This window comes from Bacteroidota bacterium (assembly GCA_030706565.1).
Lineage (GTDB): Bacteria > Bacteroidota > Bacteroidia > Bacteroidales > JAUZOH01 > JAUZOH01.
This window is the reverse complement of the sequence record JAUZOH010000132.1, coordinates 1-9,229: the sequence shown is the minus strand read 5'-3', so window position 1 is coordinate 9,229 and position 9,229 is coordinate 1. Positions and strand designations below refer to the sequence as shown.

Annotated in this window: 7 protein-coding genes; 2 read left to right on the top strand and 5 right to left on the bottom strand. The window is 41.9% G+C overall.

The genetic code is table 11. The features are described 5' to 3' along the window. The 5 genes from Q8907_08455 to Q8907_08435 all read right to left on the bottom strand — a co-directional run. Positions 1 to 185, bottom strand: a 185-nt coding sequence (locus tag Q8907_08455; GenBank protein ID MDP4274293.1) for a universal stress protein, incomplete at its 3' end; no start/stop codon positions are given. A gap of 84 nt (positions 186 to 269) precedes the next feature. After that, positions 270 to 1,832 carry an L-aspartate oxidase gene (gene nadB / locus Q8907_08450; GenBank protein MDP4274292.1) on the bottom strand — a complete coding sequence of 521 codons (1,563 nt, stop codon included), beginning with the start codon at positions 1,830 to 1,832 and terminating at the stop codon, positions 270 to 272. A 184-nt stretch (positions 1,833 to 2,016) separates the two neighbouring features. Continuing rightward, positions 2,017 to 4,302, bottom strand: coding sequence for a sodium-translocating pyrophosphatase (locus Q8907_08445; GenBank protein MDP4274291.1), 2,286 nt, complete (start codon positions 4,300 to 4,302; stop codon positions 2,017 to 2,019). A gap of 190 nt (positions 4,303 to 4,492) precedes the next feature. Next, positions 4,493 to 5,260 (bottom strand): hypothetical protein, encoded by a 768-nt coding sequence (locus Q8907_08440; GenBank protein MDP4274290.1) that lies wholly within the window; start codon positions 5,258 to 5,260, stop codon positions 4,493 to 4,495. Between the two features lie 137 nt (positions 5,261 to 5,397). Next, positions 5,398 to 6,936, bottom strand: a complete 1,539-nt coding sequence (locus Q8907_08435; GenBank protein ID MDP4274289.1) for a YifB family Mg chelatase-like AAA ATPase — start codon at positions 6,934 to 6,936, stop codon at positions 5,398 to 5,400. Between the two features lie 202 nt (positions 6,937 to 7,138). Here Q8907_08435 and galE point away from each other — a divergent pair, with 202 nt between their 5' ends. Both galE and rfbB read left to right on the top strand, forming a co-directional pair. Further along, positions 7,139 to 8,170, top strand: a complete 1,032-nt coding sequence (gene galE, locus Q8907_08430) for a UDP-glucose 4-epimerase GalE (GenBank protein MDP4274288.1) — start codon at positions 7,139 to 7,141, stop codon at positions 8,168 to 8,170. Between the two features lie 12 nt (positions 8,171 to 8,182). After that, on the top strand, positions 8,183 to 9,229 hold a 1,047-nt coding region (gene rfbB / locus Q8907_08425; GenBank protein ID MDP4274287.1), incomplete at its 3' end, for a dTDP-glucose 4,6-dehydratase.

Genomic DNA, 9,229 nt, shown 5'->3' with positions numbered 1-9,229 from the left:
GTAATGGTACTTAATTCCTGTCTGATTCTTTCTTTTTCAGGTTGGGGGAGATTTGGCTTGATTACATGAATCAACTGAATTACCTTAAATAGTTTTTTGGCAATGACCGTAGCATATTCCAGAGCATATTCTGAAACAGGGCTAAAATCCCAAGTAACTAGAAGAGTATTACTTTCAGTTCCCATTTTGGTTTTAGTTTTTTGTTAAAGATAAAAAATTTCAACCAGCAAAAAAATATCTACAAGTATAAGTTAGTTTTTTTGATGAACTTATATTTTTGGGTGGTCTATGTTGTAATGTAGTCCTCTACTTTCACCTCTTTGTTGAGCCATTCGAATAACCAAATACCCAATGTTGATCAAATTACGGAGTTCACACAACCTTTGGGAGAGAATGGATTTTTTAAATAATTCTTCTGTTTCGTTATAAATAATTTCAAGCCGGTCGAGTGCCCTTTTCAACCGAATGTCTGACCGTACTATTCCGACATAATAACTCATGATCTGTTGTACTTCTTTAAAATCCTGAGTAATCAGAACCATTTCTTCGGGATGAGTGGTTCCTTTATCATTCCAGTTGGGAACGTTTTCCTTAAACTGAATGTTTTTAATCTGTTCAACGGAATGCTTTGAAGCCATTTCGGCATAAACGATTCCTTCGAGAAGGGAATTGGATGCCAGCCGGTTTGCACCATGCAGTCCGGTACATGCAGTTTCTCCTACAGCATATAAGTGGTGGATGGTCGATTCCCCGTTGGTATCCACTTTTACACCACCGCACATAAAGTGGGCAGCAGGAACCACAGGAATCATATCCCGGGTAAAATCAATTCCCAGGCTTTTGCATTTTTCATAAATATTAGGGAAATGATCTACCAGTGCTTCATGATCCAGATGGGTAGCATCCAGGCAGACAAATTCATCGCCGCTGATTTTCATTTCATTGTCGATGGCACGTGCCACGATATCTCTGGGTGCCAGGCTTTTCCTCGGGTCATATTTGGACATAAATTCAACGCCGTCCTGAGTTTTAAGAACGGCACCAAATCCTCGCATGGCCTCAGTGATCAGGTAGGAGGGGCGTTCCCCGGGATTATAAAGGGAAGTTGGGTGAAATTGCACGAACTCCATGTTTTCAATCAAACCCTTGGCCCTGTATGTCATTGCAACGCCATCGCCTGTGGCGGTAGGCGGATTTGTTGTGGTGTTATATAAATTACCGCTTCCTCCGGTGGCCAGTATGGTTACTTTCGAAAGTATGGTTTCTACCTTGTGGCTTTTGAAATCTATGGCATAAGCGCCGTAACATTCTATATCTGCGCGGCTTCTTTTCACCAGTTCTCCTAAATGGTGCTGAGTAATGAGTTCCAGGGCAAAATAATGTTCTTTGATTTCGATATTTTGATTAGTTCTGACTTTGGCACATAATGCCCTTTCTATTTCCTCTCCTGTATTGTCTTTGTGGTGCAGAATCCTGTGTTCGGAGTGACCCCCTTCACGGTTAAGGTCATATCCCCCGTCGGGTTTCCGGTCGAAACAAACTCCCCATTTGATCAACTCTTTTATTTGTTTGGGAGCTTCTTCTATAACCATTCTGACGACCTTTTCATCACATACCCCATCGCCGCAAATCAAGGTATCCTGTATATGTTTTTCAAAATTATCAGGCTGGTAGGTCACTGCAGCAATTCCTCCCTGTGCATACCGGGTGTTTGTATCATCCAGGTTAGCTTTTGTCAGCAAGCAAACCTTTCCATAATCTGCCACTTTTAGGGCGAAACTTAGTCCTGCGATTCCTGAACCTATTACTAAAAAATCATATTTTTGAGCCATACCTTCAAATTTTAATAAAGATGAGGCAAAGATAAGAATTGTTGAAGAAATAAGGTTTTAAATTTAGGGGGTTATTTTTGAGTCAGCCTTTAATAAGCCTTAAAAAACATAAAAAATTAAGGTGGTTTGAAAAAATAAAAAAGCCCCGGTTTTCCGGGGCTTAGGGTGAAATTAAATGATTAAGTTATTCTTCAAATGGTTTACTCTTAAACCCACCGCGTTTGGAGAACATAACCGAGCCGGCAATAATAACTGCACAGATGATGGCTGTTGTAATCATCCCTGCATCAGTCTGATGATAAGCCACCAAAACCGGTGCACAAAGCAGGGAAACCAGGTTGATTACTTTGATCATTGGGTTAAGTGCAGGTCCTGCGGTATCTTTTAAAGGATCGCCGACCGTATCACCTACTACAGCTGCCTTATGGGCATCTGAATTTTTACCGCCATACAGGCCATCTTCGATCATTTTTTTGGCATTGTCCCAGGCACCGCCCGAGCCGGCCATAAATACGGCAAGCATTTGTCCGGAAAGGATTACACCGGCGAGGAAACCGCCTAAAGCTTCAATTCCAAGGAATATGCCAATCAGAATAGGGGAAAGAACAGCGATCAGGGCCAGGGGGATTAATTCTCTTTGGGCAGCGACAGTACAGATATCAACAGCGTTTTGATAATCCGGTTTTACTCTTCGTTCTATAACCCCCGGTATATGTAGTTGACGGCGTACTTCGTTAACAATCAAACCGGCAGCACGGGTTACTGCGTTGAGGGTCAGTGAAGAAAAGAGCCACGGAACAACTCCTCCTATTAGGAAGCCTATAAATACAGTGGGGACAGAAATTCTTATACCTGTATTGGAAATGACTTTTGAAGCCACGACACCCAGCTGTGTTTGAACACTTCCTACATCAGTCAGGAAAGATCCGAACAAGGAAACAGCAGCAATAACGGCTGATCCGATTGCTACACCTTTGGTGATGGCTTTAGTAGTATTTCCAGTCGAATCAAGGTGATCCATAATTTTACGGGCATTTTTATCCATACCGGAGAGTTCGCCAATACCGTTAGCATTATCAGCTATAGGCCCGAAAGCATCCATAGCTACATTGTTACCGGTGAGGGTTAACATTCCAATACCGGTCATGGCAACTCCGTATAAAACGCTAACTGCCGGTTGTCCCCAATAAATGAGCACTGCAGCCAGAATGGTTAACGCAATGACGAGAGTTTGCCAAACGGCTTCTTCGAAGCCATAACCAAGTCCTTTCAAAAGCAAGGTAGCTGAACCTGTTTTAGAATTCTTAGCGATTTCCCGTACCGGTCTGAAGTGTCCGTCGGTAAAGTGTTTGGTAATTTCATCGAGGATAATGGCTAATAAAATACCTACTACTACTGAGAAAAAGGCCCTCCATTCGTGCATGTAAAAATGAGAAATAAATGCAAAGGCAATGATGCTGATGGCTGCAGAGGTATAAAAACCTTTGTTTATCGATTTCATTGCATTACCTTCCTTATCATTTTTGCTGCCCTTAACCAGGTAGGTTCCAATAATGGAGGAGCAAACGCCAATTCCACGGACCAAAAGCGGGAAAATAATCCACATCAGCTGATGATAACTGGGCAGCCCGGGGGTTGCATACATAGCCACACCAAGGATCAAGCTGGAAACAATAGTAACTTCATAGGATTCGAAAATGTCGGCGGCCATACCCGCGCAGTCACCCACGTTATCGCCCACGAGATCGGCAACAACAGCAGCATTTCTTTCGTCGTCTTCAGGCAGTCCGGCTTCGACTTTACCAACCAGGTCGGCACCTACATCGGCGGCTTTTGTATAAATTCCACCGCCAACTCTCATAAACAGGGCCAGTAATGTTCCGCCAAAGCCGAAACCCAGCAAGGCATCCGGTGAAGCAGTACCAAATATCATGAAGATTACAGTACCTCCCAATAAGCCAAGTCCATCAGTAAGCATACCTGTAATGGTACCTGTACGATATGCAATTTTTAAAGCTTCGGCAAAACTTCTGTTGGCAGCAGAAGCAACCCGAACATTACCCTGGACGGCCATACGCATGCCGAACTGGCCAACCATCAGAGAAAAAGAAGCGCCCAGAATAAAAGCAATTGCACGGCCAAAACCTACAATTAATTTTATTTGATCTTCAGAATAATTGTGAAACCTCAGAGATGCTCCTTCGCTTGGTTTAACAATGTAAACCGAAAAGAAAAGAATAACTGTAAAAACAATAATAAGGGGGATTATCGTTTTTAATTGACGATGAAGATAAGCTTCAGCACCTTCGCGTATTCCGCCCCAAACCTGTTGCATTTTTTCATTTCCTTTGTCGTGTTTCAGAACCTGCTTTCGCAGCAACAATGCGTAAGCAAGTCCAATGAAAGCAATAGCCAAAACAATCCAAATGGCTACAATTTCAAAGTTACTAGCTCCTGGAAGACTAACCATAATATACCCTTTCTATTAATTAGATTTTATAAGATTAATTAGTTAGCACAAAAATATAATTTTTTCAAACCTATGCTAATTTTTTGGAATAAAGCTTGTATGAAGCCCCAATTATTTTTAAGCAACGTTCACAAAAAAAGAGGTTTGAATCTTTCAAACCTCAAAAAAGATGTTGTAGAACATGCGAGGATTAAATTGAACGCCAGAATTCATAATGTTTATCCTCTAATTCTGCCATACTTGGATAAGGATAGTATAACAACTCATCTTTTGAACCCACGAAAAAGCCATTCTTTAAAGTTCTGTAAAGAAGAGTGCCATTAAAGTACCTGTTTACAGTCTTTTTGTTTTTTTCTTTTTCATCGCTCAAAGTCATCAGGCAGTCTCTCAGATGCCCAATATTGGAATAAGGTAAGTGTTCAGCAGAGCCGCTTTCGGGATTATCAGCAAGTTTATCAAGAGTCAGTTCGACAAACAATAATTTAGGCAGATATGCTACAGTCAAGGAATTATCGGTCATGTATTTAAGGTACTTGGCTGGTGGCAGGCTGCTGGCGACCAAGGGGGTAACCGGGCAAAGCTCCTGGTAGAGGTGAAGGTGGGTTTTGGTTTCCTCCCTGGGTTGATAATCCTGTTTTTTCAGTTCCAGAGTCTTTCCATCATCTGTAACCAGGTAAAGACTTAACAGTGCATTCAGGGGTACTGATTCCAGAACGCGGTAAATGGAAAGATATACTGAACTTTTTGGAGTTCCGTCATCCTTGGGCACACATCTGACATTCACGTAATCCCAGGGTATTAAATGGTTTGCTACATTCTGGTCAACTTCAAAGAATATGACCTGTCCCCGTGATTGCTTTCTGGTGCCCACTGCCATGTAAGAACCAAATTCTTCAGGTGGTAACATCGACGAAATCAACGATTCCGGTGTGATGCATAAATAGAGGTATCTGTTCATAATAAGCTTTGGTTTTTTTTGTTATCAAATATAACAATATTTTAAATTTATCATACTTTTTGGCTTAAATTTTTAGTTTTTAACTCTTTAATTGGAAATAATCCGGAGAAAATTCAGATATCAGTTCATGCTTTAAATTATCCTGCCCAGTTGTTGCGGTCAAGAGTTCTCAGTTGTATGGCTTCGGCAAGATGAACCGCTTTTATATTTTCGCTCATGTCCAGATCGGCTATTGTCCGGGATACTTTCAGTATTCTGTCGTAGGCCCTGGCCGACAGGCCTAATTTTTCCATGGCATTTTTCAACAGGTTCTGGCCTGTCTCATCTATCTGGCAATATTTTCTGAGAAGTTTGGAGTTCATTTGGGCATTATTATGAATTCCTTTGGTTAGTTTGAACCTTTCTTCCTGGATTTTTCTGGAGTCGGATACTCTTTTGCGGATGGTTTCGCTGCCTTCAGCAGGCCGGTTATCAGAAAGTTTATTGAAAGAAACAGGGACCACTTCGATGTGGATATCAATCCTGTCAAGCAGGGGACCGGATATACGGTTCAGATACTTTTGCACCACACCGGGAGAACAGACACATTCTTTTTCCGGATGGTTATAGTATCCGCAGGGACAAGGATTCATGGATGCCACCAGCATAAAGCTTGCCGGATATTCTATGGTAAATTTAGCCCTGGAAATTGTGATCATCCTGTCTTCCAGCGGCTGGCGCATGACCTCGAGGACAGTTCTCTTAAATTCCGGCAATTCGTCAAGAAAAAGGACTCCGTTATGGGCCAAAGAAATTTCTCCGGGCTGAGGGTATGTTCCCCCGCCTACCAGGGCTACATCACTAATCGTATGATGAGGCGAACGGAAGGGGCGCCGGGTGATCAGCGATGCATCCCGGGCAATTTTCCCGGCCACGGAATGTATCTTGGTGGTTTCAAGCGCTTCCTGGAGCGAAAGGGGCGGGATGATCGTTGGAATCCTTTTGGCCAGCATGGTTTTGCCTGCACCGGGAGGGCCGATCATGATGATGTTATGACCTCCGGCAGCAGCTATTTCCAGGGCCCTTTTAACGGTTTCCTGTCCTTTTACGTCCGAAAAATCAACATCATAGTTGTTGACATTGGAATAAAATTCATCGCGGGTATTGACAACCGTGGGTTCCAGTGGTTTGGTGCCGGTCAGAAAATCTGTTACTTCCTTTATATTCTGAACGCCGTACACTTCCAGGTTGTTCACAATGGCCGCTTCGCGTGCATTTTGCCTGGGCAGAATAAGTCCTTTAAAACCTTCTTCTCGGGCCTGGATGGCGATGGGTAAGACGCCCTTGATCGGCTGCATGCTGCCGTCCAGCGAAAGTTCACCCATGATGATATATTTGTCCAGGTCGTTGGCAAAAATTTGCTCTGAAGCGCACAAAATACCTATGGCTAAGGGCAGGTCATAAGACGAGCCTTCTTTGCGGATATCCGCAGGGGCCATGTTGATGACTACCTTATATCCGGGCATTCTGAAACCATTGGTCCGCAGGGCAGAATCAATACGCTGCTGACTTTCTTTTATGGCGCTGTCGGGTAAACCGACAATATAGAAGTTAATACCCTGTGAAATATTGACTTCGATGGTGATGGTCGTTGCTTTTATCCCATACACGGCACTTCCATAGGTTTTAACAAGCATAAGTTCTGAATTTATTAGTCATTTAATGTACTCGGAATTTATTCTTTGTTTGCATTCCCTTATTAATAAGTAAGATACATAATTTATCAATAATATGCAAGAAACTTATTGTTAAAAATCGAATTTCATTTTTGAATAAGTATTCTAAAGTCATCGGAATAGAATTTTGACTTATATTTGTAACTTCAAAAATTAGAAGTATATGAAAAATCAGATTTTAGTAACCGGAGGTACGGGTTACATTGGCTCACACACGGTGGTTGAGCTGATGAATGCAGGTTTTGACGTGGTCATCATTGATAATCTTTCAAATTCTTCGATTGAGGTTTTGGACGGAATTGAGAAAATAACCGGGAAACGTCCGGCTTTTGAACAATTCGATCTGGTTGACCAGGAGAAGGTAAATCAGTTCTTTGTCAAATATCCGGGAATAAGCTCCATTATTCATTTTGCTGCGCATAAGGCTGTAGGAGAATCGGTGAACCTTCCCTTAAAATATTACCGGAATAACCTGACTTCATTGCTCAACTTGCTTGAAGCCATGCCGGTGTACGGGGTTACAAATTTTGTTTTTTCATCATCCTGTACGGTTTATGGCCAACCCGATAAATTGCCGGTTACAGAAGAAGCCCCTATTAAAAAAGCCATGTCTCCTTATGGCAATACAAAGCAGATTGCTGAAGAAATCATTCAGGATGCCATCACAGCCCAAAGTCCTATAAAAGCCATTGCATTGCGTTATTTCAATCCCATTGGAGCACATGAATCGGCTTTGATTGGTGAATTGCCCCTGGGTGTCCCGAATAATCTGGTTCCTTTTATTACCCAGACGGCTATTGGTATCCGCGAGCAATTGAAAGTATTTGGGGATGATTATAATACTCCGGACGGTTCATGCATCCGCGATTATATCAACGTGGTTGACCTGGCCAAAGCTCATGTAGTTGCTATCAAACGGCTTATTGAAGACAAGAATAAAAAAACTTTTGAAGTCTTTAACCTGGGAACAGGCAATGGAGTTTCTGTACTTGAAATCATAAAGGCCTTTGAAAAAGCCACAGGCGTAAAACTGAATTATAAAATAGTTGGCCGCAGGGAAGGTGACATTGAGCAGGTATGGGCCGACACATCATTTGCAAACAATGAATTGGGATGGAAAGCAGAGAAATCGCTTGAAGAAACTTTAGCTTCTGCTTGGAACTGGGAAAAAAGTTACAGAAGCAGGACTAAATAACCATTATTAAAAATGAATAAAACAATTCTTATTACCGGAGGTGCAGGGTTTATAGGTTCTCATGTAGTCCGTTTATTTGTTAATAAATATCCCGATGATCAGATCGTAAATCTCGACAAACTTACTTATGCGGGCAATCTTGAAAATCTCAAGGATATCGATCAGAAGCCAAATTACAAGTTTGTAAAAGGAGATATCACCGATGCCCCTTTTCTTGACGAGTTATTTAAAAGATATTCGTTTGACGGGGTAATTCACCTGGCTGCCGAGTCTCATGTTGACAGATCTATTGCTCATCCTATGGACTTTATTCATACCAATATTATTGGTACGGTAAATTTGTTGAATGCTGCCCGTACAATATGGACAGGACATGAAGAGGGTAAATTGTTTTATCATATTTCCACTGATGAGGTTTATGGTTCGTTAGGGAAAGAGGGGAAATTTATTGAAACTACTGCTTATGATCCCCGCAGCCCTTATTCAGCTTCAAAAGCAAGCAGCGACCATTTGGTAAGTGCTTATTTTCATACTTTTGGCCTTCCTGCGGTTATCTCCAACTGTTCCAATAATTATGGCCCCAATCAGTTCCCCGAAAAGCTTATTCCTTTATGTATCAATAATATAAAACATCAAAAATCCATTCCGGTTTATGGAAAAGGGATTAATGTCAGGGACTGGCTGTATGTTGAAGACCATGCCAAGGCAATAGACCTGATATTCCATAAAGGGAAACCTGGTGAAACCTATAATATTGGCGGTAATAACGAATGGGCAAACATTGACCTGATCCGCAAATTGTGCCAGATTATGGACAAGCAGCTGGGCAGGCCTGAAGGAAGTTCGGAAGCATTGATTACTTTTGTAAAAGACAGGGCAGGCCACGATCTTCGTTATGCTATAGATTCTTCCAAATTACAAAAAGAATTGGGTTGGAAACCTGCGATTAAGTTTGAGGAAGGTTTTGAAAAGACCGTAATCTGGTATCTGCAGAATGAAGATTGGTTAAACAATGTCATTACGGGCGCTTACGAGAAATATTACGAAAATCAATATATG

Coding starts and splice junctions, on each gene's coding strand:
- galE (MDP4274288.1), top strand. CDS start 7,139: ATGAAAAATCAGATTTTAGTAACCGGAGGTACGGGTTACATTGGCTCA.
- Q8907_08440 (MDP4274290.1), bottom strand. CDS start 5,260: ATGAACAGATACCTCTATTTATGCATCACACCGGAATCGTTGATTTCG.
- nadB (MDP4274292.1), bottom strand. CDS start 1,832: ATGGCTCAAAAATATGATTTTTTAGTAATAGGTTCAGGAATCGCAGGA.
- Q8907_08435 (MDP4274289.1), bottom strand. CDS start 6,936: ATGCTTGTTAAAACCTATGGAAGTGCCGTGTATGGGATAAAAGCAACG.
- Q8907_08445 (MDP4274291.1), bottom strand. CDS start 4,302: ATGGTTAGTCTTCCAGGAGCTAGTAACTTTGAAATTGTAGCCATTTGG.